The following is a 26,880-nucleotide window of genomic DNA, read 5'->3' as shown; positions in this document are numbered from 1 at the left end:
ATGGACCCACAGCGCATCTCCGACGAGCACCACGACTTCCTCGCCGCCCGGTCCCAGGGCACGCTGGTCACCATCCGGCGCAACGGCCGCCCGCAGCTGTCCAACGTCCTGTACGAGTACCACCGCGATGCCGGCACCGCCCGGGTCTCGGTGACCGCCGACCGGGCCAAGACCCACAACGCCGCCCGGGAGCCCTGGGTCGCGCTGCACGTGAGCACCGAGGACTTCTGGGGATACCTGGTCGCCGAGGGCCGGGCCGAGCTCAGCGCGGTGGCGGCCGACCCGCACGACGAGGTGGTCGACCAGCTGGTCGACTACTACCGGAGGCTGTCCGGCGAGCACCCGGACTGGGATGAGTACCGGCAGGCGCAGGTCGACCAAGGTCGCCTCGTCATGACCGTGACCGTCGAGCGCACCTACGGGGCGCCGCGGGTCTGAGTCGCGGCCTCCTCCCGCGCCTCCGGCAGCCGCCGGCCGAGGACGGCGCCCAGCAGGCCCAACCCGCTGAGGAAGCCCAGCGCCGCCTCTGCCCCGAGCACCGCCAGCCCCCCGGAGACCGCGCCGGCCACCAGCAGCAGCACGCCCATCGCGGTGTTCGAGACCGCCACGTAGTCGGTGCGCCGGTCCCCCTCGGCGATGTCCACCACGTAGGTCTTGCGGGCCACCCGCACGCCGGTATGGGCGAGGGCGAGGAGCAGGTAGGCAGCGGGGTAGAGCAGCATCGCGTCCCTCGCCGCCGGGACGGCCAGCAGCGCGAGGAACGCGAGCACCACCAGTGCGGCCGCGCCCGCGCCGGCCGCCATCAGCGTCCGGGATGAGCGGTCGGCGAGCCGGCCGAAGAGCCGGCCACCGATGAGCGCCGCAACCCCCTGGGCGATCACGAAGGACCCCAGCCCCGCGAGCGCACTGCCCTCCCGCTCGGCGGCGAGGGCCACCACGAACGGCGGACTCAGCGCCGACACCAGCAGCAGCGACCGCACCACCACGAAGTGCCGGAGCACCGGGTCCTGCCGCAGCAGCCGCCAGCTGCGGGCGAGACCGCCCTCCTGGCCCTCGCCTCTCGCCGGCTGCTCATCGCCGCGCGCCGCGCCCCGCGCGGACACCTCCTCGACCGGCTCCTCGATCCGCCGGTAGACCAGCAGCGCCGCCACCCACGCCACGGCCGCACCCGCGAGCAGCGCCGCGAGCGGGGCCACGGCGCCCACGTCACCGAGCCCCCGGACCACGAGCCCCAGCGTGATGGCGACGGCGCCCCCGGCCACGGTGACCAGTCCGTTGATCTGCCCGCGCTGCCCTCCGGGCACGGTCCGGCCGAGGACGTCCTTGCCGGCCAGCGAGCACAGCGCCCGGGCCAGCGAGAACAGCGCCAGGCACAGCACCAGGACCAGCCCCGCGGCCACCCCTGTCATGGTGGCGGCGGCGAGCCCCATCCCCGCCGCGGCCAGCGCCTGCCCCGCGGCACCAAGCACCCACAGCGGCGCCCGGCGCGCCCGGCGCTCCACGACCGGCGCCAGCCAGGCCTGCGGCAGCATCGACCCCGACTCGCGGACCGGCACCAGCAGCGCGATCAACGCCCCTGGCGCCCCGAGCGCCGACAGCAGCCACGGCAGCACGGTGCGGGCGTTGACGACCTGGTCCCCGACGGCCTGCAGGCCGTTGGCCGCCAGGTGCCGCAGCCCGTTGCGGGCGACCTGCTGCTGCTCGGGCTTGCTCTGGCCGCTACGGTCGGCGCGCACCAGCCGCCGGTAGAGGCCCTGGCTGCTCACCGCTCCAGGTCCGGCCGCCATGGCCAGCACTGTAGCGGCGGGGCTGGCCGCCTCCGCCGCCAGGCGCGACGCCCGCGTAACGCCGGCGTGACGCCGGGGCAGCGCGCCCCGATCAGCCGGGCTGCGGGTCCGCCCGGTACTCCTCGTCGGTGACGTGCTCGCCCCACTCGGTTTCGGGGACACCGGCGTCCGGGCCGGGAGACTCCCACATCGCCAGGTGCGTCATGTGGTGCTCAGGGTCGGCGCCGTGCCAGTGCCACTCCCCCGCGGGGGTGTGCACGGTGTCCCCGGCCCGCATCCGCTCGACGTCCTCGCCGCGGGACTGCACCAGCCCAAGCCCGTCGGTCACGTGCAGCGTCTGTCCGACCGCGTGCCGGTGCCAGGCCGTGCGGGCTCCGGGCGTAAACCGCACCGCGTTGACCCGGATCCGCGAGGGCTCCTCCCCCTTGGCGATGACGTCCAGGTAGACGTCACCGGTGAACCACTCCTCCCGTCCCTTCTGCGTCGGCGGCTTCGGCAGGAACTGCATCTCTCCTCCTCGAGGTGGTCGGTCAGGTCCAAGTGTGCCGGGTCGGTCGTAGCCTGGCCGGGTGGCTGCCGAGGCACGCGAGCTGCTGGCGGGGTACCTCTCCCGCCACGCCCGAGCACTCCTCGATCTCGCGGGGTCGCTCGACGAGGAGGGTGTCCACGACAGCCGCACCTCCGCGCGCCGGGTGCGGGCGACCACCCGCGTCTCCCGGCCGTACCTGGAGCGGTCCGAGGCCGAGCGGCTGCGGGCCGGGCTGCGGGAGTACGCGGCCGGGCTGGGTGAGCTGCGGGACGTCACCGAGGCCGGTGGCCTGCTCCTCGCGGAGGTCGCCGTCCTTCCCCGGGACCAGCGCGTCGGCCCGGTGACTACCCGGGTGCGCCGGGAGCTACGGCGCCGTGAGCGGGAGGCGCGGCGCAGGCTGCGGTCCGGCCCGCCGATGCCGCCGGTGCTGCAGGCGCAGCTCACCCGGTGGGCCGAGGCGGTGCCGCTGCGCGAGGACACGACGGTGACGGTCGACGACCTGCTCGACCGGACGCGCTGGGCGCGCCGACGCGCCAACCGCGCCGCCAGTGAGGTCGAGGCACTCGGCCCCGCGGTCGGCCTGGCGCGGCGCAGCGCCGGCTGGCACGAGGTGCGCAAGCAGGCCAAGGCGGCCCGGTTCGCCTGCGAGGTGCTGCGACCGGAGCTGGGCAAGCCCGCTCGCCGCGGTGCCCGTGCCTGGCACGACCTCACCGACGTCCTCGGGGAGGCGCAGGACCTGCGGGTGGCCCGCGAGCTGCTACGCGAGTGCGCCGAGGCCGCTCGTGCGGACGGGCAGGACGCGTTCAGCTACGGCGTGCTGGACGAGCGCACCCGTGCCGGGATCGAGGAGCGGCTCGGCGCGGCCCCCACGCGGCTCCGGAGGGCGCTGCACCGCACGCCGCAGCGGTCCTGACACCGGGCCCTGCGGTAGGCGGTGAGCAACTCACCACTCGCACGGGTCCATCACGACCCACCGGCCCGGGCGCGTGAGCAACGCAGCACTCGCACGGGTTGGTCACCGGCCGCCGCTCGCCGCTACTGCCCCTCGACGTAGCGGTCCAGTGCGGCCTGGATCTGCTCCGGTGGCGTCGTCAGCGGCGTGCCGACGAGCCACTCGTGCCCGAACGGATCCCGCACCCGGCCCTGCCGGGGCCCGTAGGGCTGCTGGGTGACCGGGAAGAGCACCTCGCCACCGGCCTGCTCCATCCGGGCGGCGACGGCGTCCGGGTCGTCGGTGACCACGTCGAGCAGCACGCCGGGACGGCCCAGGGTCCGCGGTGAGGGGTCGTGCTCGTCCTCGTCCTTGAGCTGGACCGCCGTCCCGAGCATGCGCAGCTCGGCGAAGACGACCTGGTCGCCGGCGGTGTAGCGCTGTTCCAGCTCGGCGCCGAAGACGGCCTGGTAGCAGCCGATCGCGGCGTCGGCGTCGTGGACGACGAGCTTGGCGTGCAGGGCGGTTTCCTCGTGGTGCGTCATGGGCCCCAGGCTGGCACGGCCCACCGGCGCGCGGCTTGAACGTTTGGGAACTCAGCCGGTCAGCCGGTCCTCCAGGTCCCGCCAGCGCTGCTGCGTCCCGGCCGGCTGGTAGCGCACGAGCGGCTCGGTCGCGCGGATCAGCGCCCGCATGGCGGCCAGGTCGGGCAGGTCGGCCCCGAGCGCCCGGGCCTGCACGAGGACGTTGCCCAGCGCGGTGCCCTCGACCGGCCCGGCCACCACCGGGAGCCCGCAGGCGTCGGCGGTGAGCTGGCACAGCAGCCGGTTGCGGGAGCCACCCCCGACGACGTGCACCACCTCGACCGGCCGGCCGGCCAGCGCCGCGGCCTCCCGCACCGTGCGCCGGTAGGCCAGCGCCAGGCTCTCCAGCACCGCCCGCACCGTGGTGACCAGGTCCTCCGGCGGCGCCTGCCCGGTCCGGCGGCACTGCTCGGCGATCCTCGGCGCCATGTCACCTGGAGGGAGGAACTCGGGGGCGTCGACGTCGACCACCGGCACCGGACCCTCGACCGTCGCCGCCCGCTGCAGCAGCTCAGCGAGCTCCTCCTGCTGGCCGGCGGCGCGGAGCAGCTCGTCCAGCACCCACAGCCCGGAGACGTTGCGCAGGAACCGCACGGTGCCGTCCACGCCGCCCTCGTTGGTGAAGTTGGCGCGCCGCGCGGCGTCGGTCAGCACCGGCTCGGGCAGCTCCAGCCCCACCAGGGACCAGGTGCCCGAGGAGATGTACGCGGCCGGCTGCCCTGGGGTGAGCGGCACGCCCACCACGGCGGAGGCCGTGTCGTGGGAGCCGACCGCGGTGACCGGCGTGGTTGCCGGCAGCCCGGTCGCGTCGGCAACCTCGGGGAGCAGCGTGCCCACGCGGTCACCGGGCCGGCGCAGCGGCGGCAGGATCCGGTGCGGCACGCCGACCTTCTCCGCCAGCGGGCGGGCCCACGTGCGGGTCCGCACGTCGAGCAGCTGGGTGGTGGAGGCGTTGGTGACCTCCGCGCCGACCTGCCCGGTGAGCTGGTACCCCAGCAGGTCCGGGAGCAGCAGCAGCCGCGCCGCCTGCGCCAGCCGGGCCGGCGCCTGCCGCTGCTCGACAACCAGTTGGAAGACGGTGTTGAACGGCAGGAACTGCAACCCGGTGGTGGCGTAGAAGTCCTCGGCGGGGACCCGCTCGAGCACCTGCTCCATCACCCCGTCGGTGCGCGAGTCCCGGTAGCTCACCGGGGGCCCGAGCAGTGCGCCGTGCCCGTCGAGCAGACCGTAGTCGACCGCCCAGGAGTCGATCCCGACCGAGTCCACCCGCCCGACCCGGGCCGCCGCCCGCAGCCCGGCGAGGACCTGCGCGCGCAGGTCCTCCGCGTCCCAGCACAGCAGCCCCTCGTGCTGCAGGGTGCGGGTCGGGAACCGGTGCACCTCCTCCACGGCGAGCTCGTCACCGGCCGCGGTCACCTCGGCGACCACGACCCGGCCGCTACCGGCGCCGAGGTCGACGCCGACGACGCGGACCGGGTCGCCCACCTCGCGGGCTCCGCTGCAGGCTGTCACGGCTCAGCGCAGGAACGCGGCGGCCACGCCCGCGTCGACCGGCACGTGCAGCCCGGTGGTCTGGCTCAGCTCGCCGCCGGCCAGGGCGAACACCGCGGCGGCGACGTGCTCGGGCAGCACCTCCTTCTTGAGCAGGGTGCGCTGGGCGTAGAACTGCCCCAGCTCCTCCTCGGGCACGCCGTAGACCTTGGCCCGCTGGGCGCCCCAGCCGCCGGCGAAGATGCCCGAGCCGCGCACCACCCCGTCGGGGTTGACACCGTTGACCCGGATGCCGTGCTCGCCGAGCTCGGCGGCCAGCAGCCGCACCTGGTGGGCCTGGTCGGCCTTGGCGGCGCCGTAGGCGACGTTGTTGGGGCCGGCGAAGACGGAGTTCTTGGAGGAGATGTAGACGATGTCCCCGCCCAGCTTCTGGTCGATCAACACCCGGGCGGCGGCCTGGCTGACCAGGAACGAGCCCTTGGCCATCACGTCGTGCTGCAGGTCCCAGTCGGCCTCGCTGGTCTCCAGCAGCGGCTTGGAGATGGACAGCCCGGCGTTGTTGACCACCAGGTCCACCCCGCCGAAGGCCAGCACCGCCGCGTCCACCGCTGCCGCCACCGCCGCCGGGTCGGTCACGTCGGCCTCGACCGCGACCGCCCGGTCGGTGGTGCCGATGGCCTCGGCCACCTCCTGCCCGGCCGCCAGGTCACGGTCGGCCACGACCAGGCAGGCGCCCTCGGCAGCCAGTCGCTCGGCGGTCGCGCGGCCGATGCCGGAACCGCCACCGGTGACCAGCGCGATGCGCCCGGCCAGCGGCTTGGGCTGCGGCATCCGCTGCAGCTTGGCCTCCTCCAACGCCCAGTACTCGATGCGGAACTTCTCGCTCTCCTCGATCGGCGTGTACGTCGAGACCGCCTCGGCCCCGCGCATCACGTTGATCGCGTTGACGTAGAACTCACCGGCGACCCGGGCGGTCTGCTTGTCCTTGCCGAAGGAGAACATTCCGACGCCCGGCACCAGCACGACCGCCGGGTCGGCGCCGCGCATCGGCGGGCTGTCCTCGGTGGCGTGCCGCTGGTAGTAGCTCGCGTAGTCGGCCCGGTAGGCCGCGTGCAGCTCCTGCAGCCGCTCGACCACCTGCTCCACCGGCGCGGCCGCCGGCAGGTCCAGCACCAGCGGCCGCACCTTGGTGCGCAGGAAGTGGTCAGGGCAGGAGGTGCCGCGGGCGGCCAGCTCCTCCAGCTTCTCCCGGGACAGGAAGTCCAGCACCACCTCAGCGTCGGTGTAGTGGCCCACCTGCCGCTGGTCGGTCGAGGCCAGCCCGCGGATGACCGGCGCCAGCCGGGCCGCCCGCGCCCGCCGCTCGGCTTCCGGCAGCGCCTCGTAGCCGGGCTTGACCGGCCCGAACGGCTCGGCCCGGCCCTTCTGGGCCAGGAACGCCTCAGCGGTGCGGACGAGGTGCAGGCTGTTGCGCTCGCACTCCTCGGCGGTCTCCCCCCAGGCGGTGATCCCGTGGCCGCCCAGCACGACACCGACGGCCTGCGGGTTGGCCGCCTTGACCTCGGCGATGTCCAGGCCCAGCTGGAAGCCGGGCCGGCGCCACGGCACCCACACCACGGTGTCGCCGAAGCACTCCTTGGTCAGCGCCTCACCGTCCGCGGCGGTCGCCAGCGCAATACCGGAGTCGGGGTGCAGGTGGTCCACGTGCGGGGACTCGACCAGCCCGTGCATCGCGGTGTCGATCGAGGGGGCCGCACCACCCTTGCCGTGCAGGCAGTAGTCGAACGCGGCGACCATCTCGTCCTCGCGCTCCACTCCGGGGTAGACGTCCACCAGCGCGCGCAGCCGGTCCAGCCGGAGCGTGGCCAGCCCCTCCGGCCGCAGCGTGCCCAGGTCGCCACCGGAGCCCTTCACCCACAGCAGCTCGACCGGCGTCCCGGTCACCGGATCGGTGTCGGTGCCCTTGGCGGAGGTGTTGCCCCCGGCGTAGTTGGTGTTGCGCGGGTCGGCTCCCAGCCGGTTGGAGCGGGCGATGAGGGCCTGGACCGTCTCCGCTGCCGTGCTCGTGGTCTGCTCGGCCATCAGTTCCATCCTGCCTGGGTGCCACCGACCCGGTCGTTCTCGATCCGCTGCTGGTAGCCGCTCTCCCGGTAGGCCCGCATCGGGTCCGCCGGCAGCCCCCGCTGCTCCCGCCAGCCGGCCAGGTCGGGCCGGACGTCGGTGTAGAAGGCGTCCATGAAGATCTCGTTGGCCGTCAGCACGTCACCCTCGCGGCGGGCCTGGTCCAGCGCCTGGGTGTCCAGCAGCAGCGCGCGGGCCAGCATCTCCTGCACGTTCAGCACCGAGCGGATCTGCCCGGGCACCTTGGCCTCGATGTTGTGGCACTGGTCAAGCATCAGCGCCACGCCGCTCCCTGGGTCGTAGCCACCACCGCGGAGCACCTCGACCAGGATGCGGAACAGCTGGAACGGGTCGGCCGCCCCGACGATGAGGTCGTCGTCGGCGTAGAAGCGGCTGTTGAAGTCGAATGACCCGAGCCGGCCCAGCCGCAGCAGCTGGGCCACGATGAACTCCACGTTGGTGCCCGGGGCGTGGTGGCCGGTGTCCAGGCAGACGACCGCCCGGTCGCCGAGCGCGGTGACGTGGGCCAACGCCGTGCCCCAGTCGGGCACGTCGGTGTGGTAGAAGGCCGGCTCGAAGAACTTGTACTCCAGCACCAGCCGCTGGTCACCGGCCAGCCGGGCATAGATCTCGGCGAGCGACTCGGCGAGCCGGTCCTGCCGGGCCCGCATGTCGTCCTGCCCCGGGTAGTTGGTGCCGTCGGCGAGCCAGATCTTCAGGTCCCGCGACCCGGTCTGGTTCATCACCTCGATGCACTCCAGGTTGTGGTCGATCGCCTTGCGCCGCACGCCCGGGTCGGGGTGGGCCAGGCTGCCGAGCTTGTAGTCCTCGTCCTGGAAGGTGTTGCTGTTGATGGTGCCCAGCCCGACGCCCTGCTCCTGCGCGTAGCGGCGCAGCTCCCCGAAGTCGTCCACCCTGTCCCAGGGGATGTGCAGCGCGACAACGGGCGCCAGCCCGGTGTAGCGGTGCACAGTGGCGGCGTCGCTGATCTTCTCGTGCACGGTGCGGGGGGTCCCGGGGGTGCTGAACACCTTGAACCGGGTACCGGAGTTGCCGTAGGCCCAGCTCGGCACCTCGATCTCCAGCCGCGCCAGGTCCTCGCTGATCTCCGCGAACGGTCGTGTCATGAGTCGGTCCTCTTCTCGTCCATCATCGTGGCCGGCTCATCGAGGTGGAAGACCTCCTCGAGCCGAAGGAAGCCGGTGTCGGGCGTCGCCCCGTCGAGGTCCTCGAAGAACGCTGCCATCTCGGCCTGCCAGCGCGCGTTGACCTCGCGCGCGGCCATCCCCGCCACCGCGTCCGGGAGCGAGGGAGTCTCGAAGTAGCCGATGAGCAGACCGTCCTCACGCAGGAACAGCGAGTAGTTGTGCCACCCGGTCTCCCGGAGGGCCTGCTGCATCTCCGGCCACACCTGGCGGTGCCGCTCCTTGTACTCCTCGATGCGGTCGGGCCTGACCTGCAGCTGGAAGCACACCCGCTCTCTCGGGGAGCCCTCTCCGGGGCCGCTGTCGCGGGACGAGGTGAAAGGTTTCACAACGCGCACGCTACTTTCGCCCTCAGCGTCCGTCAAGGTGGAGAGCCCTGCGCGGCCCCCGCGCAGGTGAGCCGTGTCGACCTGAGGTCTTTGCCGCCGGTCTCGGCGGTCCCTTCGGCAGCCGGGGCGCCCGCTGCCATAGCCAGCACGGCCCGGGTTCGGGATAGAATCCAGCGCGACCATGGTGTTGGTACGTTTCAGCGAACTGCGTCGGAAGGAGGCGGTGACATGGGCACCACACCGCCGACGCGCCCGGTGAGCGTCAAGGACGTCGCCGCCGCTGCGGGGGTCTCGCTGGGCACCGTCTCCAACGTGCTCAACCGCCCCGAGAAGGTCGCCGAGAGCACCCGCACCAGGGTCGCCCGAGTGATGTCCGAGCTCGGCTTCGTGCGCAACGAGTCGGCTCGGCAGCTGCGGGCCGGCAAGAGCCGGGTGCTGGCGTACGTGATGCTGGACGCGAGCAACCCGTTCTTCCACGACGTCGCCCGCGGGGTGGAGGACGTGGCCGAGCCCGAGGACCTGGTGGTCTTCAGCTGCCACTCCGACCAGGACGCGCTGCGGGAACGGACCTACCTGGACCGGCTGGCGCAGCAGCGGGTCCAGGGAGTGCTGGTGACGCCCGTGGACCCCGACTCCGCCGCCCTGGTCGAGCTGTCCGAGCGCGGCACGCCCGTCGTGGTGGTGGACCGGGTCAGCGCCCCGGGGCGGCTCTGCTCCGTCGCGGTCGACGACGTCCGGGGCGGCAGGATCGCCGTCGAGCACCTGCTGGAGCGGGGGCACCGCCGCATCGCCTACATCGGCGGGCCCGAGCGCATCGGCCAGATCCGGGACCGCCGTACCGGTGCCCGGCTGGCGCTGGAGCAGGCCGGCCTGCCCCCCGACTCGCTGGTGGAGCTGGCGACCGAGTCGCTGACCGTCGCCGAGGGGATCGAGGCGGGGTCGCGGATCGCCGGCCTGTCCGGTGACTCCCGACCGACGGCCGCGTTCTGCGCGAACGACCTCGTGGCGCTGGGCCTGCTGCAGCAGTGCGTGGCGCTGGGCGTCTCGGTGCCCGGCGACCTGGCCATCGTCGGCTACGACGACATCGACTTCGCCGCCGCGGCCGCCGTGCCGCTGACGTCGGTGCGGCAGCCGCGGCGGGAGCTCGGCCGGCGCGCCACCCAGCTGCTGCTGGACGAGGCCACCAACCCGGACCACGTGCACGACCAGGTCACCTTCGTGCCCGAGCTCGTCGCCCGCGCGTCGACGTCCCACAGCTAGCCGAGCGCCCCGAGGGCCCACAGCACGGACCTCACGGCTCATCCCTTGACGGCGCCCGCCGTCATGCCCGCGACGATCTTCTTGTTGAAGAAGATGAACATCAGCAGCGGCGGGATGGTGATCAGCAGGATGTCGGCGAACAGCAGGTTGTACTGCGCCTCGAACTGCGACTGAAAGTTGTACAGCGTCAGCTGCACGGTGGCGTTCTCGTCCCCGGGCAGGAAGTACAGCGGGTGCACGAAGTCGTTGAAGACCTGCACCGACTGCACCACGATCACCGTGACCGCCACCGATCGCATCAACGGGAAGACCACCTGGAAGAAGGTGCGGATCGGTCCCGCCCCATCGATGACCGCCGCCTCGTCCAGCTGCCGCGGGATCGTCGACATGAACGCCCGGAACAGCAGCACGCTGAACGACAGACCGAAGGCCACCTCGATGAAGATCAGGCCGGTGAGGGTCCGGAACAGGCCGAGTCCCTGCAGCACCCAGATGGTGGGCACCACCGCCGGCGGGATGATCAGCCCCGCCAGCACCAGGAAGTTGATGAAGCCGGTCCACCGCGTCAGCCGCCGCTGCAGCACGTAGCCCACCATGGCCGCGAACACGACCATCAGCGTGACGCTGGCCACCGTCAGGATGGTGCTGTTGATGAAGGCGGTCACCAGCATGTAGTCCCGCGCCTGGAACACCTGGACGATGTTGTCCCAGAGCACGACCTCGGTCGGCAGCGAGAACTGCAGCAGCGCGGCCTCCTGCCGGGTCTTCATCGCCTGCAGCAGCACGAACACGAAGGGCAGCACGAAGATCGCGGTGAAGACGACCAGCGTCAGCGCGCTCAGCAGGTAGCGCCGCATCGGGCTTCCGGTGACCATCAGTACTCCACCTGCCTACGGTTCAGCCACCAGGCGAGCGGCACCACGATGGCCGACACGATGACGAAGAGCACGACGTTGCCGGCGGTCGACAGACCGTAGAACCCCGCCTGGTACTGCTTGTAGATGACGGAGGCGATGACGTCGGAGGTGAACCCCGGACCGCCTCGGGTCATCGCCCAGATGAGGTCGAACGTCCGCAGCCCGCCGATGAGGGACAGGATGATGACGGTGTTGGTGGCCGGCCTGACCAACGGCACCGTGACGTGCCAGAACCGCTGCCACGCCGAGGCGCCGTCGACGGCAGCGGCCTCGATGTACTCCCGCGGGATCGAGACCAGTCCGGCGATGTAGATCACCGTGGCCAGCCCGACCCCCTTCCAGACGTCCACCAGGGCTACCGAGTACAGCGCCAGGTCCGGGTTGGTCAGCCAGCCTGGCCCGTTGATGCCCACCACTCCCAGCATCCGGTTGATCGCCCCGTCACGGGGGTCCATCAACGCCTGGAACATGATCCCGACGCCGATGGTGCTGACCAGAACCGGGAAGAACACGACCGAGCGCAGCCAGCCCCGGCCCTGGATCTGCGAGGTCAGCAGCAGCGCCAGCAGCAGACCCAGCACGACCTTGGCGACCGAGGTGATCGGCCCGTAGATCAGGGTGTTGGTCAGCCCGGTGACGAGGGCCGGCTCCTGGAAGAACTGGACGAAGTTGCCGAAGCCGATGAACTCCTGGTCGAACAGCGACCATCGAGTGAGGCTGAAGTAGAACGACGCAAAGGTCGGGGCGATGAACAGCACCCCGTAGACGACCGCCGCGGGCAGGTAGAACCAGGCGGGATACGCCATCGCGGCGTAGTTGCTCCGGTCCCGGCGGCGACGGCGCCACCACCCCCGGGGAGGGCGCCCTGGCGCGCCCTCCCCGGAGCCGGCGGCCCCGCCCGTGCCGTCACGGGCGAGAGGGGCCTCCAACGAGGTCACCAGCGGTCACCAGCCCTCGAGGCCCAGCTGCTGTGCCTGCTTGCGGACGTCCTCGTCGTAGAGCGCCGCGCCGTCCTCGGCGCTGCGGATGCCGGAGCCGACCTCGACGGTGATCTGCTCCAGGGCCGGGCCCTTGACGGGCGACAGGAACTCGAGCGCCGGGCTGGTGCGGCCCTCGTCGAAGTAGATCTGCATGTCCTTGACCGCCTGCGGCACGTCGTCGGGGAGGGTGCACCCCTCGACGGCGAACGGGCCGGACGGCTGACCCAGGGCCTCGGTCTGCGCCTCGCAGCCGGCTGGGCTGGCGACGAAGTCCATGAACATCAGCGCGGCGTCGCGGTCTGCCCCCTCCGTGGACTGCGGGAGGTAGACCGCGTGCGGCGACCAGACGGTCAGGCCGTTGCTGTCGGGATCGTCACCGGGCTGGGCGAAGAAGCCGACGTCATTGGCCTGCTCGGGGTGGTTGGCCGTGATCTCCCCGATGGCCTGGGTGATCATCGGGTAGTGGACGCCCTCACCGGTCGCCACCATCCGCACGCCGTCCGCGTAGCCGGCGGAGGCGAAGTCCTCGTTCTGAAGACCCTCCTCGTGGACCTGCTCCAGGTGCTCGAAGCCGCGGATGGCGGCGTCGGACGTCGCGTACTTGGCCTCGTTGGCCGTGTACTGCTCGGCGAAGTCGGGCTCCTCGGCCAGCACGTTGTGGAAGTCGGCCAGCACGAACAGCTGCGAGGTCCAGGTCTCCTCGTAGGTCTGGATGACCGGCGCCTTGTCGGTCTCCTCGGCGATCACCCGGTTGTTCTCCATGAACTCCTCCCAGGTGAGGGGGATCTCCAGGCCCAGCTCCTCGTAGGTGGGAATGTGGTAGAGGATCCCGCCGCCCATGGCGGTGCGCCACGGCACGCCGTAGAGGTTGTCGCCGGAGCTGGCCGACTGCACGAACGCGTCGTCCAGGCGGCCGGCGAACTCCTGGTCGCCCAACGGCGTCAACGTCTGCTCCGGGTTGAGCGCCTGCAGCAGCGACCCGGAGTTGTACAGGAAGATGTCGGTCATGTCGCCGGTGGCGAGCCGGGTCTTGACGATGTTGTCGCCCTCGCTCCCGCCGGGACGGGTCTCGATCGTCACCGTGATGTTGGGGTGCTCCTCGTTGAACGCCTCGGCCAGGGCCTCGGCGGTCTGCACCTCGCTCTCGCTGTTGCTCACGAGGAAGCTGACGTCGACCTCCTCGGTCACCTCCTCACCGGAGCCGGCGCCCTCTGGGTCGGAGTCGCCGCCGCACCCGGCGAGGACGACGAGTGGGGTCAGGGCCGCGACGGCGAGGAGCCGGTGGCCGGTGGTGGGACGGAGCGTCATTGGTCCTCCTAGGGTGTGTGTCCCGGAGTGGGACTGGCCCGACGGCGGGGCCGTGGTCAGGGGTCAGGCGATGGCCTCTCGGACTCGCTGCTGCAGGGCCGCTGGACTGGCCTCACCAATACGGCGGTTCATGACCTCCGGGATGCAGTCGGCCGGGTGGTCCAGCCACCGGGCGAGCCGTTCGGCCGCCTGGCCAGGGGTCTGCGTGAGCTGCTCGTCGACGAGCACCTCGGTGAGGGCCTGCCACCGCTGCGGGTCTGCAAGCACCTCCCGGACAGTGACGGGTGTCGGACGGCCATCGACCGAGGGCACGGGGTCGGGGACGTCCCACCGGTGCCGACCGTGGCCCACGACCTCGGGCTGGGTGCTGCCGGGGACACGCACCTCGGCGGTGGCACCGACGGGCACGGACACCTCCAGGTGGAGGCTTCCGTCCGCCCGCCGCCACGCGACCCGGGCCTCCCCGTAGGGGGTGACGTGCGCCGCCTCCGCGTGCTCGAGCCATGCGGTCGGCAACGGGTCCACGAGCAGGCTCCGGTAGCCGGGCTCGGCCGGGGCCAGCCCGGCCACCCTCCGGTGGAGCCAGTCGGCCATGGCACCGAGGGCGTAGTGGTTGAAGGAGGTCATCTGGCCGGGGTTGATCGTCCCGTCGGGGAGCATGCTGTCCCAGCGCTCCCAGACGGTCGTCGCACCCATCGCGACCGAGTACAGCCAGGAGGGGCACTCGGTCTGCAGCAGCAGCCGGTGGGCCACCTCCACGTGCCCGGTGTCGGTCAACGCGTCCATGATCAGCGGTGTCCCCACGAAGCCGGTCGCGATGCGGTAGCCGGCACCTCGCACCAGGTCTGCGAGTCGCTCACCGGCCGTCGTCCGCGTCGCGGCGTCCGGGAGCAGGTCCCAGACGATCCCGAGCGCGTAGACCGTGGGGGCGTCGGAGAGGATCCGGCCCGCGGGCGTGACGAAGGCCGCCTGGAAGGCGGTGCGGGCATCGGCCGCCAGCTGCCCGTACTCGTCGGCCAGCTGCTGCTCGCCGACGATCGCTGCGGCCCGCGCCACCAGCTCGGCGGACCGCACCAGGTGCGCGGTCGCGACCACGTCCGGGTCGGCCTTGGCCGCGAACGGGTTGTCCGGCGGGGCCGTCGGGTCGAGCCAGTCACCGAACTGGAAGCCTCCGCTCCAGATCAGGTCCTCGCCGGCCAGCGCCCGGATCCGGTCCACCCAGGCGCGCATGCTCGGCAGCTGGCGACGCAGCACCTCTGCGTCGCCGAAGCGCTGGTGCAGCACGGACGGCACCACCGTGGCGGCGTCACCCCACGCCGCACCGGTCGGGTCCTGGTTGGCCAGGATGTCGGGGATGACGTAGGGCACCGCCCCGTTCGGTTTCTGGTCCAGGGCCAGGTCCGCCAGCCACGAGCTGAGGAACCCCGCGCAGTCGAACAGGAACGAGGCGGTGGGCGCGAAGATCTGGATGTCGCCGGTCCACCCCAGTCGCTCGTCGCGCTGCGGGCAGTCCGTCGGCACGTCGAGGAAGTTGCCCCGCATGCCCCAGACGACGTTCTCGTGGAACCGGTTGAGCAGCGCGTGAGAGCTGTCGAACCACCCGGTCCGGACCAGGTCGCTGCTGAGCACGACCGCCTCCAGGTCGGAGGCCTCGAGCTCACCGGCACCCCTGACCTCGGCGTAGCGGAACCCGTGGAAGGTGAGCGAGGGCTCCAGGATCTCCTCGGCCGCACCGGAGCACAGGTAGCTGTCGGTCGCCTTGGCGGACCGCAGCGGCCGGACCCCCAGCTCGCCGTGCTCGAGCACCTCCGCGTGCTGGATGACGACCTCCTCGCCCGCGGACCGGCCGCGCACCCGCAGCCGCACCCAGCCGACGACGTTTTGGCCGAAGTCGACCAGGAGGCGGTCCTTCCCGGCCGGCGACACCGACACCGCGGGAAGCGTGTCGACGATGCGCACCGGCGGTCCGTCCGGGCCCACCAGGCGCTCCAGCGGCGCCTCGGCCTCGTCCAGCACTCGGACCGGAACGTGCTCGTCCTGGCCGGTGCCCAGCGCGGGGAGCCGCAGGTCGGTCGACTGGCCGTCGTACAGGTCGTTGGCCAGCACGTTGCTCGAGCGGGCCTGCCAGCTGGCGTCGCTGGCCACAACCTGGCGGGTTCCGTCCGCCAGCCACAGCTCCAGCTGCAGCAGCAGCGCCGGGCGCTCGCCGTAGAGGCCGCGCTCGCCATGGAAGCCGAGCCGCCCGCAGTACCAGCCCTCCCCCAGCAGCACGGCGACCTCGTGGCGTCCGGGGGTGAGCAGGTCGGTCACGTCGTGGGTGCGGTAGCGCAGCCGCTTCGCGTAGCTGGTCCACCCGGGGGCGAGCTGCTCGTCACCGACTCGCTGCCCGTCGATGTGGGTGGCGTAGAGGCCGTGCGCCGTGGCGTAGGCGCGGGCGGCGACCACCCCCTCGGGGACCTCCACCTGGGTCACCAGCACCGGCGCCGCCTCCTCGACCCCGTGGCCGGTGGAGCTGATGAACCGCGCGGTCCAGTCCTCAGCCGCCAGCAGGCCGGCCTCGACGGTGACCGGATCGCTCCAGCCGCTCCAGCCCCCCTCCTCGCCGCGTACCCGGACTCGGAGGGTGGCGGCCTCCCGAGAGGCCAGCGGCTCGTCCGGCCACGGCACCAGCACCTGCTCGGCCGACTGCTCCTCGAGGCGTCGGGCGTCTCCGCCGCGCTCGACCTCCACCTGGTAGGCGGCCTGCCGGTAGCCGTCCGGCGCCTCGGGTACCACCCACGACAACCGGGGCGACGGCGTCTCCACCCCGAGCACCAGGCCGGACGCCGGGTGGTGCTCGACCCGAAGGGCCTGCGGAGCGGCGGGGGCCAAGTGGCCGGACGGTCCCGTCATCGTGCGAGCTCCCTTGCGTCGACGCGATAAAATCGTTTCATATCGTGTGCCCGCCGCCGCGGCCGCGTCAAGACCCTCGGTGAACTTGAAATCCACACGAAGCAGGCAGATCCCGCATGTCAGCGTGGGCAAGCGCTTACCCGGCTGCTCAGGTCACCACTAGGTGAATCAATTCAGTCATGCCACGTCCGTGAGGGTGCCGCACCGACGCCTCACCGGCGGTGACGCCAGCGGTGGCACCATGCGGTGCCATGCAGCGAGTGGAACGGTGGGAGCGACGGACCGGCCCGGTGATGATGGCCCTGGCGGTCCTGTTCCTGGTGGCGTACGCGTGGCCGATCGTCCAGCCGGAGGCGCCCCGGGCGTTCCGGCATGGGCTGATGCGGGTCCAGGACGCGGTGTGGGTGATCTTCGCGGCCGACTACGCGGTCCGGCTCCTGCTCGCCGAGCACCGATGGCGGTTCGTGCGCACCAGACCGCTGGACCTGCTGGCGGTGCTGCTGCCGGCGCTGCGGCCGCTACGTCTCGTCGCCGCGCTGGTGCTGGTCAACCGGCAGGCCGGCCCGCGGCTGCGCGGGCACGTCACCCAGTTCGTCACCGTCGCCACTGCCCTGGTGCTGCTGATCTCGGCGCTGTCCGTGCTCAACGTGGAGCGCGACGTCGACGGGGCCACCATCACCTCGTTCCCGGAGGCGCTGTGGTGGGCCTTCGTGACCATCACCACGGTGGGCTACGGCGACCTCGCGCCCGTGACCGGTGAGGGGCGGCTCTACGCGACCGGGCTGATGCTGTGCGGCATCGCGCTGCTCGGCATCGTCACCGCCACGCTGGCGTCCTGGCTGGTCGAGAAGGTCGGTGACGTCGGTGAGGACCAGCAGCAGGCGACTCGGGCCGATGTCCGGCAGCTGCAGCGCGAGGTCGCCGCGCTGCGGGAGGAGCTGGCCCGGCAGCGTGCCGCCGGAGGTCAGTAGCGCAGCACGGCCGCGACCAGCGCCTCGTCCGGGAGCTGGTCGATCACCCGGACCTGGCCGCTGGTGACGAGCGTCCCGCTCACGGCCTCCTCGACCTGCTCGCACGGGTCGCTGCCGTCCAGCAGCACGACCGGCTCGCTGTTGCCCTCGCCGTGCCCGGACCAGCAGGCCTCGCGGGCCACCAGCAGGGTGTCGACCCGTCCCTCCCGCGCGGCCCGCAGCACCTCGGGCAGATCGGTGCTGCCGCGACCGGTGCCGAGCCGCTCCCGGAGCCGCTCGACCTGCTGCTCGTCGTCGCGGGCGACCCGCTCGCGCACCAGGGGCCACAGCAGCTCGTGCAGCCCCTGCTCGTCCAGCTCGTCGGGGTTGCGCTCCAGCGCCAGCCGCGCGATGTGGGGGTAGCGGCTCACCTCCCGGTAGGCCGCGACCCACTCCGGCAGGCCCGCCAGCACCAGCGGCTCGTGCCGCGCGCGCAGCACCTCGAAGGCGCCGTTGTCGACCTCCCGGAAGAACTCGGCCATCTCCTGCTTCTTCTCGGTGCCGTCCGGCCCACCGGTGCCGTAGTAGACCGAGGGACCGGCCCGGCCGGCGGAGACGGGACGCCCGATCGCGTCTGAACGCGGATGGTCCTGGTCGAAGACGTCCTCGAACCGGCCCGGCATGTTCGGGGCCTCCAGCTGCTCCAGCCCGGCCTGGTTGCCGCGCAGCAGCCGGGTGCGCTTGTGGCTCAGCGTCAGCGTCAGGAAGTGCTCGTCGCCCAGCGCCGGCAGCGCCGGCGAGATGACGTACCGCTCCCCCACCGTGACCAGCTCGGGCACGGGGAAGGGCAGCCGCGCCGTGCGCACCGCCTCCCCCTCACGCAGGAACAGCGCGAGCCCCTCGGCGTTGTACCGCCAGAACATCCCGTCCCCGTGCAGCTCCCAGGCGGGAGCCAGCAGGTGGTGCACCTCGTCGTTGCCGACGCCCTGCTCGACGAGCGTGTGCTCGAGGGCGTTGAGCAGGCTCTTCAGCCGCAGCCGGTCGCCCTCGGTCTCCCGTCCCGCCCGGTGTGTGGGCAGGTACATCGAGACGTGTCGTCCCGGGCCGTCGCTCGCCAGCTGCTCGAGATCGGTCCGGGTCAGCAGGTCGTCCATCGCATCCTCCTCGACGGCGGTGACGAAGTGGTCTGCCCCGAGCCTAGGATCTCCCGCCCCGCTCTGCGCGGTGGGTCCGCGGACGGGACCGGGATCCGCGGTCTGCGGTCACGGTTCCTCGGGGGCGCCCCCGGCCAGCTCCTCGACCACCCGGTAGAGCACCGAGTGGTCCTCCTCGCCCCAGCCGCGGGCCACCGCGGAGGCCACCAGGTCCGCGGCGACGGCTCCCAGCGGGGTGACTACGTCCGCGTCCCGGGCGGCGCGCAGCGCGTTGCCCAGGTCCTTGTGGTGCAGCGCGATCCGGCCGCCCGGCTCGAACGACCGGGCCAGCATGTGGTCGGCCTTCTGCCGGAGCACCTCCGAGCCGGCCAGCCCGCCGCCGAGCACCGCCACGGCAGCGTCCTCGTCGACCCCGTGGGCGCGCAGGAAGACGATCGCCTCGGCCAGCAGCCCCAGATGGCCCGCGACCACCAGCTGGTTGGCGCACTTGACGGTCTGGCCGGCCCCGGGAGGGCCCACCGGGATGACCGTTCGCCCCACTGCCTCCAGCAGCGGCCGGGCCCGGGCCACGTGCTCGGGCTCCCCGCCCGCCATGACCGACAGCCGCGCCTCCCGCGCCCCGAGCTCACCGCCGGAGACCGGCGCGTCCACGAACCCGATGCCGCGCTCGGCCCCGAGGGCGTGGTGCTCCCTGGCCGCCTCCGGGGCGATCGAGGAGAAGTCGACCACGACGACGCCGGACCGGGCGTGGCCGAGCACACCGTCACCGAGCATCTCGGCCGGGACGCCGGCCTCCCCCGCGTCCCCCGTCAGCAGCGCCCGCACGTCCGGGGCGTCGGAGACCATGACCGCCACCAGGTCGGCGTCGGCGACCGCCTCGGGCACCGAGCGCACCTCGCGGCCACCGGCCTCCAGCAGCGGACCCGCCTTGCCGGGGCTCCGGTTGAACCCGGTCACCACGAGCCCGGCGCGCTGGGCATGGGCGGCCATCGGCGCGCCCATCCGCCCCAGGCCGAGGAAGGCGACCCGCGGCCGCTGCCGCTCCTCCGGCTGTGCCGCTGTGGCTGCGGCGGTGTGGTCGGTCACGTCAGTCCACCTCCCGGTGCGAGGCCTCCGGGTCACGCCGCAGCACCAGGATGAGCACCCGGAGGCTGAGGACGACGGAGGCGATGAGCAGACCGTAGCCGATCAGGTCGTGCAGGCTCACCGTCTCGGTCACCAGCGGACCGCCCTGGCTCCGGAGCAGCAGCGCCGCCATCAGTCCGGACGCGGCGGCGAGGACGGTCAGCAGCACCTGGTGCAGCAGGCCGGTGACGATCTCGCGCTCGCCCGGGTCGTTCAGCAGCCGGACGTTGACCGAGAGCCGGCCGTGCTCGATGGTGTCGGCGAGTCGGTCCACCCGACGCGGCAGCCGCCGGATCAGCGGCACCAGCGTGCTCACCTCATCCTCGATGACCGTCTTGACCCGGCGTGGGTCGACCTGCTCGCGCAGCCGCTCCTGGCCGACCTCACGGGCCCGCTGGGCCAGGTTGTAGTCGGGGGCGATGACGGTCAGCGTGCCCTCGAGCGTGGCCAGCGAGCGGAACACCGCCGCTACCTCCGGAGGGACGCCCAGCCGGTGGGCGGTGACCAGCCGGAACATCGCCGAGAACGCCGCGATGCCAGAGCTCGAGCCGGCGGAGGTGTACCGCAGGATCAGCGAGCCGAGGGCGCGCTCCAGCTCCCGCTCGTCGACGACGTCGGGGCGCTCGACGAGCTCGAGGAGGGCGTGCGCGGCGGCGCGGGAGTCGCCCCGGCCCAGGGCGTTCAGCAGCTGGCTGATGCCGTCACGGGTGCTGCGGTCCAGCCGGCCGACCGAGCCCATGTCCAGCAGCCCCATCCGGCCGTCGTGGTCCACCAGCACGTTGCCGGGGTGCAGGTCGACGTGGAAGACGCCGGTGAGCAGGATCTGGTCGAGCACCGCGTCCAGCAGCGCCGAGGCCATCTCGGTGCGCCGCTCCGGGGTGAGCCCGGTCAGCACCGCGCCGGCCTGGCCGAGCGGGGTGCCGGCCATCCGCTCCATGACCAGCAGCCGCGGGGTACACCTGCCGGTCACCGGTTCGGGCACCCGGAGCAGCTCGCGCACCGCGGGCCGTCCGGATGCGGCCAGGTCGGCGGCGACGGTGCGGGTGTTCTCGCACTCGATGGTGAAGTCCAGCTCCTCCTGCAACGCCGCCCCGAACCCCTCGGCCAGCGAGCGCGCCCGCACCGCGCGGGCCCACCGGGTGCGCCGCTCCAGCGTCCGGGCCAGCCGGTTGAGGATGTCCAGGTCCCGCTCGACGGTCTGGACGATCCCGGGACGGCGGACCTTCAACACGACCGGCTCGCCGCTGCGCAGGACGGCGGCGTGCACCTGCGCGATCGAGGCGGCCGCGAGCGGCTCCGGCTCCACGGCCGTGAACACCTGCTCCAACGGCTCCCCCAGGTCCTCCTCGAGCTGCCGGCGCACCAGCTCCCACGGCACCGGCGCGGCGCGGTCCTGCAGCGTCGCCAGCTCGGCGGCGATCTCCGGCCCGACCAGCTCCCGCCTGGTGGACAGCTGCTGGCCCAGCTTGACGTAGGTCACGCCCGCCTCGCTCAGCGCCTGCCGCAGCGAGACCGCCAGGGCGCGGCGGTCAGCGGGCCCGGCGACCTTGCTGGCCGCACCGGCCTGCATGAACCGCGCCAGCCCGTGGCGCCCGGCGATGCGCAGGATCTGCACGTAGCGGCGGCTGCGGTCCCAGCGCTGCCGCCAGCCGCGGGTGAGCTCGAGCGGTCCGGGGACGGTCCCGCTGGGCACCAGGATCTCGGCGATGACCAGCAGCAGCATCGCCAGCACGCTGCTGATGGCGACGGTCAGCCCCGCATAGACCAGGAACGTCGGCTGCGGCACCTGCTCGGCGCCGGACTCCAGCAGCTGCAGCTCCTGGCCGACCATGGCCTCGAGCACCGGCCGGCCCACGCCGAGCGCGACCAGCGCGGCCAGCATCGTCCGCCACAGGCTGAGCCGGACGCCGAGCAGCCGCTGCACCACGGCGGCGAAGACCGCCACGGTGACCAGCGAGGCGAGGGCGAAGATCACCAGGTCCACGCCGTCATCCTGTCAGCCGGTGTTCAGCACGGTGCGCAGCTGTTCGGCGTAGCGGCTCATCTCCCCCTCGGCGTAGCGGGTCCGCGGCCAGAAGAACCCACGCAGCCCGTCACCGCGGGTGCGCGGCACCACGTGCACGTGCAGGTGCGCCACCGACTGGCTGACGGTGTTGTTCATCGCCACGAAGCTGCCCTGCGCGCCGTAGGCCTCCTTGACCGCGGCCGCGAGCACCCGCGCGGCACCGAACACCGGCTCGACCAGCTCGTCGGGCAGCTCGGGCAGCGTCACCACGTGCCGCACCGGCACCAGCAGCAGGTGGCCCTTGAAGACCGGCCGGTGGTCCAGGAAGGCGGCGACCTGCTCGGTGCGCAGCACCACCTCGCCGTCGTCGTCGCCCGCGACGATGCGGCAGAACCGGCAGCGATCCATGCCGCCACACTCTGCCACGGCCCGCCCGGCGCTTGCCCGGCCGAGGCGGGAGGGGCAGGGTGGCCGGGTGACCTTCGACCTGCTGCTGGTGCCGCGCTCCCCCGGCCAGCCCTGGGACGAGGCGGTCGCCGCCGCGCGCGCCGGGGACGGCCAGGGGCTGGACCCGGTGCAGCGGGCACAGCGCACCGAGCAGTTCGAGCGGGTCATCGCCCGGCTGCGGGACCTGCTCGGCGAGGTGCTGGCGGGCACCGACGACGACGCCGACGACGACAGTCCCGCCCGCGTCGACGAGCGCGACGGGCTGCCGTCCTTCTACGGGGAGGCGCACGACCCGGACACCGGGCTGGTGCTGTGCATGTACGAGACCTCCGCCACGCTGTCGATCCCGCTGGAGGAGCAGCAGGAGGACCCGCAGACGTTCGCGGCACTGGCGCGGCAGGTCGTGGCGGCGGTGGCGCAGGAGACCGGCTGGGCGGTCTTCGACCCCCAGACCGGGGACGGCTTCGACGGGCGCGTGCCCGTCCCCGGCGCGGAGCTGGCCCCCGACCAGGACCTGGCGGCGCCGGCCGTCCCGGTGCCGGACCCCCGCGAGCCGCTGGCCGGGCTGACCGGCGAGTGGCCGGGCCGGGTGGAGGCCGCGGCTGCGGCGCGGGAGGCGGAGGCGCAGCGCCGGCGAGCACGCCGCTACCTGCTGGTCGGGGCGGTCGTGGCGCCGCTGGGGCTGTGGCTGGTGCTGAGCGGATCCGGGTTCTTCGCCTGGCTGGCGCTGGCGATCGGGCTGGTGGACCTGGTGGTCGGCTACCGCGCCTGGCAGGCGTCCCGCGCGTAGCGACGCCCGCGCGGTTTCCGCCTACAATGCTGAACATGCGTTCAGCCCCCGGTGCGGAGAACGAGGCCGCGACGCCCGACCCGGCACGCGACCGCATCCTGCGCGCGGGGCTGGAGCAGTTCGCCGAGCACGGCTTCCGCGGCGCGAGCGTGCGCGCGATCGCCGCCGCGGCCGAGGTCTCCCCCGCCCTGGTGCTGCACCACTACGGCTCCAAGGACGGACTGCGCCGGGCCTGCGACGAGCGGCTGATGGAGTTCGCCGACGAGAAGGAGTCGATGCTCGCCTCGGACAACCTGCAGACGGCGGCGCAGTACATCGCCGACCACCCGGAGACGGTGGAGGTGATGGCCTACCTGCGCCGGACGATGGTCGACGGCGGCGAGATCGCCTCCCGGCTGTTCGAGCAGATGTGTGCCCGCACCGAGCACATGCTCCGGGTCGGGATCGAGGCGGGCACGGTGCGCCCGGTCCCCGACGTCGAGGGCGTCGCGGTGACCGTCACCGCCTGGTCGCTCGGTGCGCTGCTGATCGCCCCCGACGTCGCCCGGCTGCTCGGCGACGGCGAGAGCAACATGTTCGCCCCGCACGTGCTGGAGCGCTACAGCGACGCCGGCATCCAGGTCCACACCCGGGGCCTGCTCACCGAGGCCGCCCACGTGCCCGGGATGAGCGGGGCGGACGGCGGGGCGGCGGCCGAGCCGAAGCCCGCCGCCGCGCCCGCCGACCGAGCCGAGGACGAGAAGGCCGGCTGAGCCGCTACAGCCGCTCTCCGGAGGCGCTGCCGACCCCGAGCTGGTCGAGCACGAACGCGGTCTCGAACGCCGCTTCGCGCCAGGCGTCGTAACGGCCGGTGCGTCCGCCGTGGCCGGCCACCATCTCGGTCTTGAGCAGGATCGGGCGCTTGGCCGGGTCGTTGCTCACCGTCTCGCGCAGCCGGGCCACCCACTTGGCCGGCTCCACGTAGTAGACGCGGGTGTCGTTGAGCCCGGTGGTGGCCAGGATGGCCGGGTACTCGGTGGCCCGGACGTTCTCGTAGGGACTGTAGGAGCGCATCAGCCGGTAGATCTGCTCGGACTCCAGCGGGTTGCCCCACTCCTCCCACTCCCCCACCGTCAGCGGCAGGTTGGGGTCCAGGATCGTGGTGAGCGCGTCCACGAACGGCACCCCGGCGTGCACGACGCGGAACCGTTCCGGCGCCAGGTTGACGACCGCGCCCATGAGCAGCCCGCCGGCCGAGCGGCCCTCGGCGGCCAGCCGGTCGGGGGCCACCCAGCCGGTCTCGACCAGGTGCTCGGCACAGGCGACGAAGTCGGTGAAGGAGTTCGCCTTGTGCTCCATCCGGCCCTGCTCGTACCAGCTGCGGCCCAGCTCGCCGCCGCCGCGCACGTGGGCGACCGCCCAGACGACGCCGCGGTCGAGGTAGGACAGCCGCGGCACCGAGAACGCCGGGTCGATCGACATCTCATAGGAGCCGTAGCCGTAGAGCAGTCCGGGCGCGGTCCCGTCCGCGCGCACGTCGTTGCGCGCGACCAGCGAGATCGGGATGCGGGTGCCGTCCCCGGCGGTGGCCCACAGCCGGTGCTGCACGTAGTCCTGGGGGTCGTAGCCGCCGAGCACCGGCTGCTGCTTCAGCAGCGTCTTCTCCCCGGTCGCCAGGTCCATGTCGTAGACGGTGCGCGGCGTGACCAGCGAGCCGATCACCACCTGCAGGGTGGCGGTCTCGAACTCCGGGTTCGCGCCGGTGCGGACGGTGTAGACCTCCTCCTCGACCGGCACGTCGTAGCCCTCGCCGACGCCCGGGCCGCTACCGGGCTCCAGCGGCAGCACCTGCACCTGGGCGAGCCCGTCGCGTCGCAGCGACACCGCCAGGTGACCGGCGAAGGCGTCCACGCCCTGGATCCGGACCCCGTCGCGGCCGGGCAGCACCGGCTCCCACTCCTCGGCACTGGTGGCCGTCAGCGGCGCGCGGGCCAGCTCGTAGTCGCGGTGGTGGCGGTTGTGGACGACCCACAGCGTGTCGCCGGCCGGCTCGATGTCGTAGTCCAGCCCCTCCTCCCGCGGCGCGACGACCCGGAACTCGCCGGTGGGGTCGTCGGCCGGGAGCGTCCGGAACTCGGTGGTGTTGGTGGAGCCGGCGCCGATGACGACCCAGCACTCGTCGCGGGAGGTGTCCACGCCCACCCCGAACCGGGCGTCGTCCTCCTGGTAGAGGAGCACGTCCTGCTCGGCCGGCGCGCCGACCTGGTGGCGCCACACCTGGTAGGGCCGCCAGGCCTCGTCGACACGGGTGTAGAACAGGTGCTCGCCGTCGGCGGACCACGCGGTGCCGTAGCCGATGCCGCGCACCGCCTCGTCGATCCGCTCGCCGGTGGTCAGGTTGGTCACGACCAGGTCGAACCGCTCGTCGCCGGTCAGGTCGACGGCGTGTGCGAGACGGTCACCGGCGGGGCTGACGTCGAAGGCGCCCAGGGCGAAGAACTCCTGACCCTCCGCCTCGGCGTTGCCGTCGAGCAGCACCTCCTCACCGGCGGGCACGCCCCCGCCCTCCAGCTGAGGACGCTGCGGGCTAACCTCGACCGGCACCCGGGCGTGGATGGCGTACTGCTGGCCCTCGACAGTGCGCGAGTAGTACCACCAGTCCTTGTGCCGGACCGGCACCGACAGGTCGGTCTCCTGCACCCGCGCCTTGATCTCGCCGAAGACCCGGTCGACGAGGGGCGCCAGGTGGCCGGTCATCGCCTCGGTGTAGGCGTTCTCCGCCTCCAGGTGGGCGATGACCTCGGGGGCCTCCTTGTCGCGCAGCCACTCATAGGGGTCGGTCACGGTCTCGCCGTGGTGGGTGCGCGCGTGGTCGCGGCGCGCGGCGACGGGCGGCGTCGGGGTGTTCTGCTCGTTCACCGGCTCACGGTACCTGGCGAGGTCCCGGGCGGCTCCGCCCGGACCGGTGGCGTGGACAACTCCGCACTCGCCCGCCTTGGTCACGCGCAGCGGCCGCGACGGCGTCAACAACGCCACACTCACCCGCCTCGTTCACACGGCGGTGGCGACGGCGTCAACAACCCCACACCCACCCGCCTTCGGGTAGCGGCCGCTGCCGGCTCAGGCGGTCGCGTGCCGGTCCTCGTCGTGGCCGCCGCGCAGCCGCTGGACCAGGTGGACGAGCGCGACGACGACGGCCCCGATGAGCAGGCCGAGCACCGCCGAGGCGGCGGTGTTCACCAGCCACGCCATCGCACCGCCGACGGCGGGCAGGGCGTGGGCGACCGCCTCCTCGGCGTGGTGGACCAGCTCGTAGAGGGTGTGCCAGCCCAGCTCGTCGATGCCCACCAGCAGGATGTGTCCGCCCACCCAGAGCATGGCCACGATCCCGACCAGCGAGAGCGCAGTCAGCAGCTTCGGCATGGTCGCCACCAGGGCGGTCCCCACCCGGCCGGCGAACCCGGTGGAGCTCTCGGCCAGGTGCAGGCCGATGTCGTCCATCTTCACGATGAGCGCGACCACCCCGTAGACGAGCAGGGTGATGCCGATCGCCACCACGACGAGGATGATCGCGCGCGACACGAAGGTCTCGGTCGCCACCTCGTTGAGTGAGATGACCATGATCTCGGCCGAGAGGATGAAGTCGGTGCGGATCGCCCCGCGCACCATCGCGTCCTCGTGCTCCTTGCCGCGGGCCGCGGCCGGCTCGGCGGTCTCCTCCTTGTGGTGGCCGGTGATCAGCTCGTAGACCTTCTCGGCGCCCTCGAAGCACAGGTAGGTCCCGCCGAGCATGAGGATGGGCGTGAGCAGCCACGGCAGGAACTGGCTGAGCAGGAGGAGCATCGGGAGGATGACGAGCAGCTTGTTGCGCAGCGAGCCGACCGCGATCCGCTTGATGATCGGCAGCTCGCGCTTGGCGGCGAAGCCGTGCACGTAGCGGGGGGTGACCGCGGTGTCGTCGACGACGACACCGGCGGCCTTGGCGCTGGCGCGGCCCGCGGCCGCGCCGACGTCGTCGACCGAGGCGGCCGCCAGCCGGGCCAGCGCGGCGACGTCGTCCAGGAGTGCGACCAGCCCGCCGCTCACCGCTGGATCC

Annotated in this window: 23 protein-coding genes; 6 read left to right on the top strand and 17 right to left on the bottom strand. The window is 72.8% G+C overall.

All coding sequences use genetic code 11. The features are described 5' to 3' along the window. Entirely contained in the window at positions 1 to 438 is a 438-nt protein-coding gene (locus GFJ45_RS00290; protein WP_153392631.1) for a PPOX class F420-dependent oxidoreductase, read from the top strand. Here the strand turns inward: GFJ45_RS00290 and GFJ45_RS00285 are convergent. Both GFJ45_RS00285 and GFJ45_RS00280 read right to left on the bottom strand, forming a co-directional pair. Continuing rightward, the gene (locus GFJ45_RS00285) at positions 417 to 1,787 is read right to left on the bottom strand and encodes an MFS transporter (RefSeq protein WP_153392628.1); all 1,371 of its coding nucleotides are present in this window, start codon (positions 1,785 to 1,787) and stop codon (positions 417 to 419) included. The two genes, GFJ45_RS00290 and GFJ45_RS00285, sit on opposite strands and share 22 nt — an antisense overlap. Before the next feature lie 91 nt (positions 1,788 to 1,878). Further along, positions 1,879 to 2,295: a (R)-mandelonitrile lyase gene (locus GFJ45_RS00280; protein ID WP_153392623.1), complete on the bottom strand. Its 417-nt coding sequence runs from the start codon at positions 2,293 to 2,295 to the stop codon at positions 1,879 to 1,881. 61 nt (positions 2,296 to 2,356) lie between these two features. Between GFJ45_RS00280 and GFJ45_RS00275 the strand changes: the two genes are divergently transcribed. Then, positions 2,357 to 3,229 (top strand): CHAD domain-containing protein, encoded by an 873-nt coding sequence (locus GFJ45_RS00275; protein WP_153392620.1) that lies wholly within the window; start codon positions 2,357 to 2,359, stop codon positions 3,227 to 3,229. A 122-nt stretch (positions 3,230 to 3,351) separates the two neighbouring features. On the opposite strand, the gene GFJ45_RS00270 is transcribed toward GFJ45_RS00275, so the two are convergent. Genes GFJ45_RS00270 through GFJ45_RS00250 form a run of 5 tightly spaced genes read right to left on the bottom strand, consistent with a single transcriptional unit; the run spans position 3,352 to position 8,977 of the window. Beyond that, positions 3,352 to 3,792 (bottom strand): VOC family protein, encoded by a 441-nt coding sequence (locus GFJ45_RS00270; protein ID WP_153392618.1) that lies wholly within the window; start codon positions 3,790 to 3,792, stop codon positions 3,352 to 3,354. Positions 3,793 to 3,843: 51 nt separating this feature from the next. Further along, the gene (locus GFJ45_RS00265) at positions 3,844 to 5,316 is read right to left on the bottom strand and encodes a rhamnulokinase (protein ID WP_153392773.1); all 1,473 of its coding nucleotides are present in this window, start codon (positions 5,314 to 5,316) and stop codon (positions 3,844 to 3,846) included. Between the two features lie 30 nt (positions 5,317 to 5,346). Then, complete coding sequence (locus GFJ45_RS00260; protein ID WP_153392615.1) at positions 5,347 to 7,404, bottom strand: bifunctional aldolase/short-chain dehydrogenase; 2,058 nt, start codon at positions 7,402 to 7,404, stop codon at positions 5,347 to 5,349. Next, positions 7,404 to 8,570: an L-rhamnose isomerase gene (rhaI, locus tag GFJ45_RS00255; RefSeq protein ID WP_153392612.1), complete on the bottom strand. Its 1,167-nt coding sequence runs from the start codon at positions 8,568 to 8,570 to the stop codon at positions 7,404 to 7,406. Before rhaI ends, GFJ45_RS00260 begins: the two co-directional genes overlap by 1 nt. Further along, the gene (locus tag GFJ45_RS00250; protein WP_228386256.1) at positions 8,567 to 8,977 is read right to left on the bottom strand and encodes an L-rhamnose mutarotase; all 411 of its coding nucleotides are present in this window, start codon (positions 8,975 to 8,977) and stop codon (positions 8,567 to 8,569) included. Before GFJ45_RS00250 ends, rhaI begins: the two co-directional genes overlap by 4 nt. Before the next feature lie 228 nt (positions 8,978 to 9,205). Here GFJ45_RS00250 and GFJ45_RS00245 point away from each other — a divergent pair, with 228 nt between their 5' ends. Further along, positions 9,206 to 10,237 carry a LacI family DNA-binding transcriptional regulator gene (locus GFJ45_RS00245; protein ID WP_153392606.1) on the top strand — a complete coding sequence of 344 codons (1,032 nt, stop codon included), beginning with the start codon at positions 9,206 to 9,208 and terminating at the stop codon, positions 10,235 to 10,237. A 38-nt stretch (positions 10,238 to 10,275) separates the two neighbouring features. Here the strand turns inward: GFJ45_RS00245 and GFJ45_RS00240 are convergent, their stop codons facing one another. The 4 genes from GFJ45_RS00240 to GFJ45_RS00225 all read right to left on the bottom strand — a co-directional run bounded on the left by GFJ45_RS00240 (position 10,276) and on the right by GFJ45_RS00225 (position 16,334). Continuing rightward, positions 10,276 to 11,112 carry a carbohydrate ABC transporter permease gene (locus GFJ45_RS00240; RefSeq protein ID WP_153392603.1) on the bottom strand — a complete coding sequence of 279 codons (837 nt, stop codon included), beginning with the start codon at positions 11,110 to 11,112 and terminating at the stop codon, positions 10,276 to 10,278. After that, entirely contained in the window at positions 11,112 to 11,960 is an 849-nt protein-coding gene (locus tag GFJ45_RS00235; RefSeq protein ID WP_153392600.1) for a carbohydrate ABC transporter permease, read from the bottom strand. The genes GFJ45_RS00240 and GFJ45_RS00235 overlap by 1 nt, the downstream gene beginning before the upstream one ends. Before the next feature lie 138 nt (positions 11,961 to 12,098). Then, positions 12,099 to 13,442: an ABC transporter substrate-binding protein gene (locus GFJ45_RS00230; RefSeq protein WP_153392597.1), complete on the bottom strand. Its 1,344-nt coding sequence runs from the start codon at positions 13,440 to 13,442 to the stop codon at positions 12,099 to 12,101. 63 nt (positions 13,443 to 13,505) lie between these two features. After that, entirely contained in the window at positions 13,506 to 16,334 is a 2,829-nt protein-coding gene (locus GFJ45_RS00225; protein WP_153392594.1) for an alpha-L-rhamnosidase, read from the bottom strand. A 251-nt stretch (positions 16,335 to 16,585) separates the two neighbouring features. Here GFJ45_RS00225 and GFJ45_RS16890 point away from each other — a divergent pair, with 251 nt between their 5' ends. Further along, the gene (locus GFJ45_RS16890; RefSeq protein WP_153392590.1) at positions 16,586 to 17,305 is read left to right on the top strand and encodes a potassium channel family protein; all 720 of its coding nucleotides are present in this window, start codon (positions 16,586 to 16,588) and stop codon (positions 17,303 to 17,305) included. On the opposite strand, the gene GFJ45_RS00215 is transcribed toward GFJ45_RS16890, so the two are convergent. The 4 genes from GFJ45_RS00215 to GFJ45_RS00200 all read right to left on the bottom strand — a co-directional run bounded on the left by GFJ45_RS00215 (position 17,299) and on the right by GFJ45_RS00200 (position 21,976). Then, positions 17,299 to 18,438 (bottom strand): baeRF3 domain-containing protein, encoded by a 1,140-nt coding sequence (locus GFJ45_RS00215; protein ID WP_153392587.1) that lies wholly within the window; start codon positions 18,436 to 18,438, stop codon positions 17,299 to 17,301. The two genes, GFJ45_RS16890 and GFJ45_RS00215, sit on opposite strands and share 7 nt — an antisense overlap. A gap of 108 nt (positions 18,439 to 18,546) precedes the next feature. After that, positions 18,547 to 19,524 carry an NAD(P)-dependent oxidoreductase gene (locus GFJ45_RS00210; protein ID WP_228386250.1) on the bottom strand — a complete coding sequence of 326 codons (978 nt, stop codon included), beginning with the start codon at positions 19,522 to 19,524 and terminating at the stop codon, positions 18,547 to 18,549. A gap of 1 nt (position 19,525) precedes the next feature. Then, positions 19,526 to 21,547 carry an ABC1 kinase family protein gene (locus tag GFJ45_RS00205; RefSeq protein ID WP_228386248.1) on the bottom strand — a complete coding sequence of 674 codons (2,022 nt, stop codon included), beginning with the start codon at positions 21,545 to 21,547 and terminating at the stop codon, positions 19,526 to 19,528. A 12-nt stretch (positions 21,548 to 21,559) separates the two neighbouring features. After that, the gene (locus GFJ45_RS00200) at positions 21,560 to 21,976 is read right to left on the bottom strand and encodes an HIT family protein (protein WP_153392584.1); all 417 of its coding nucleotides are present in this window, start codon (positions 21,974 to 21,976) and stop codon (positions 21,560 to 21,562) included. Between the two features lie 67 nt (positions 21,977 to 22,043). Between GFJ45_RS00200 and GFJ45_RS00195 the strand changes: the two genes are divergently transcribed. Next, entirely contained in the window at positions 22,044 to 22,805 is a 762-nt protein-coding gene (locus GFJ45_RS00195) for a hypothetical protein (RefSeq protein WP_153392581.1), read from the top strand. Between the two features lie 35 nt (positions 22,806 to 22,840). After that, a complete protein-coding gene (locus GFJ45_RS00190) occupies positions 22,841 to 23,557 on the top strand; it encodes a TetR family transcriptional regulator (protein WP_194288427.1) in 717 nt (238 codons plus the stop codon). Between the two features lie 4 nt (positions 23,558 to 23,561). On the opposite strand, the gene GFJ45_RS00185 is transcribed toward GFJ45_RS00190, so the two are convergent. Both GFJ45_RS00185 and GFJ45_RS00180 read right to left on the bottom strand, forming a co-directional pair. Then, a complete protein-coding gene (locus GFJ45_RS00185; RefSeq protein WP_153392575.1) occupies positions 23,562 to 25,703 on the bottom strand; it encodes a S9 family peptidase in 2,142 nt (713 codons plus the stop codon). A gap of 201 nt (positions 25,704 to 25,904) precedes the next feature. Next, positions 25,905 to 26,870: a DUF808 domain-containing protein gene (locus GFJ45_RS00180; protein ID WP_153392572.1), complete on the bottom strand. Its 966-nt coding sequence runs from the start codon at positions 26,868 to 26,870 to the stop codon at positions 25,905 to 25,907. Between the last annotated feature and the right edge of the window lie 10 nt (positions 26,871 to 26,880).

The organism is Ornithinicoccus halotolerans, assembly GCF_009602535.1.
Classification (GTDB): Bacteria; Actinomycetota; Actinomycetes; order Actinomycetales; family Dermatophilaceae; genus Ornithinicoccus; species Ornithinicoccus halotolerans.
Note: the sequence above shows the minus strand (reverse complement) of the source record. Positions and strands in the feature narration are given on the sequence as shown.